The sequence below is a fragment of the Streptomyces sp. NPDC012794 genome (assembly GCF_042901085.1).
In the GTDB taxonomy this organism is placed as follows: Bacteria; Actinomycetota; Actinomycetes; order Streptomycetales; family Streptomycetaceae; genus Streptomyces.
On sequence record NZ_JBIBCI010000054.1, the window covers coordinates 1 to 1,666 of the forward strand.

Below are 1,666 nucleotides of genomic sequence, written 5' to 3' on the forward strand. Positions count from 1 at the left end.
GCGTCGTTCACATTGATCGCCGGGAACAGCAGCGTGCCCTCGGCCATCATCTCGTACAGACGGTGGACACCCGTCGTGGTCTCCTCCGTCACACCGCGGATCTCCGAGGCCATCCGCGTCCAGTCCAGCGTGGAGCGGCCCAGCAGTTCCAGGACGAAGCCCGTCTCCTCGTTGTCGGCGGTCGAGGGGTCCGGGACCTTGCCGGCCTTCTGGTACTCGACACCCTTGTGGACCAGCAGGGTGGCGTCACCGCCGTCGTCCAGGATCATGTTCGGGCCGGCGTGCCCGGGCCAGGTCAGCGCCTGCTCCGTGCACCACCAGTACTCCTCCAGCGTCTCGCCCTTCCAGGCGAAGACCGGGACGCCGGCGGCCGCTATCGCCGCCGCCGCGTGGTCCTGCGTCGAGTAGATGTTGCAGGACACCCAGCGGACCTGGGCGCCGAGGGCGACGAGCGTCTCGATCAGCACGGCCGTCTGGACGGTCATGTGCAGCGAGCCGGTGATGCGGGCGCCGGCCAGCGGCTGCGCCTGCGCGTACTCCTCGCGGATCGACATCAGACCCGGCATCTCGTGCTCGGCCAGGGTGATCTCCTTGCGGCCGAAAGCGGCAAGGGAAAGATCGGCGACCTTGAAGTCCGTGAACTCGGCAGGCATGGGTCGTGCTCCTTGAACTCGTCCGGAACCGGAGGTCATCGGCGGCCTCCCGCGTTGAAGTAGCCGGCTTCGGGGTGGTGGATGACGATGGCGTCGGTGGACTGCTCGGGGTGCAGCTGGAACTCCTCGGAGAGGTGGACGCCGATCCGCTCCGGCCGGAGGAGGTCGGCGATCTTGGCCCGGTCCGCCAGCTCGGGGCAGGCCGGGTAGCCGAGGGAGTAGCGGCAGCCCTGGTATTCGGTACGGAACATGCCGTCCATGGCCGCCGGATCGGAGCTGGCGATGCCGAGTTCGGCGCGGACGCGGGCGTGCCAGTACTCGGCCAGGGCTTCGGCGAGCTGGACGGACAGGCCGTGCAGCTCCAGGTAGTCACGGTAGGAGTCGGCCTCGAAGAGCCTGGCGGTGGCCTCGCCGATCCTCGACCCGACGGTCACCACCTGGAAGCCGACGACGTCGACCTCGCCGGAGTCGTCCGGGCGCACGAAGTCGGAGAGGCACAGCCGGCGGCCGCGGCTCTGGCGCGGGAAGGTGAACCGGGTCCGCTCTCCCCCGTCCTCGTCGAGGACGATCAGGTCGTCGCCCTTGGAGACGCAGGGGAAGTAGCCGTAGACCACGGCCGCCTCGAGGAGCCGCTCGGTGTGCATCCGCTCCAGCCAGCCGCGCAGCCGGGGCCTCCCCTCCGTCTCGATGGAGCCGGCGTCCTTGAGGCCCCACTGGCCCTTGAAGAGCGCCTGCTCGTCCAGCCATCCCGCGTATTCCTTAAGCTGGATGCCCTTGACGACCCGGGTGCCGAGGAACGGCGGCTCGGGCACCGGGTTGTCGACGGCCACGTCCGAGCGGCCGGCGTCTTCCGGCTCGCGCACATCGAGGACCGCGGTCCGCTGCGGGACACGGCGCTGCTTGAGGGGTGGGAGTTGGGCGCCGGGAACGCCGCGCTTGACCGCGATGAGGGCGTCCATCAGGCGCAGGCCTTCGAAGGCGTCGCGGGCGTAGCGGACTTCGCCTTCGTAGAT

The 1,666-nt window shown here is 69.7% G+C and carries 2 protein-coding genes; both read right to left on the reverse strand.

Annotated elements, in window-relative coordinates:
• Positions 1-653 (reverse strand): adenosylhomocysteinase (locus ACFY7H_RS34050; protein ID WP_388946590.1); only part of this gene is annotated, 653 nt, incomplete at its 3' end.
• A gap of 35 nt (positions 654-688) precedes the next feature.
• On the reverse strand, positions 689-1,666 hold a 978-nt coding region (locus ACFY7H_RS34055; protein ID WP_388946593.1), incomplete at its 5' end, for a vitamin B12 dependent-methionine synthase activation domain-containing protein.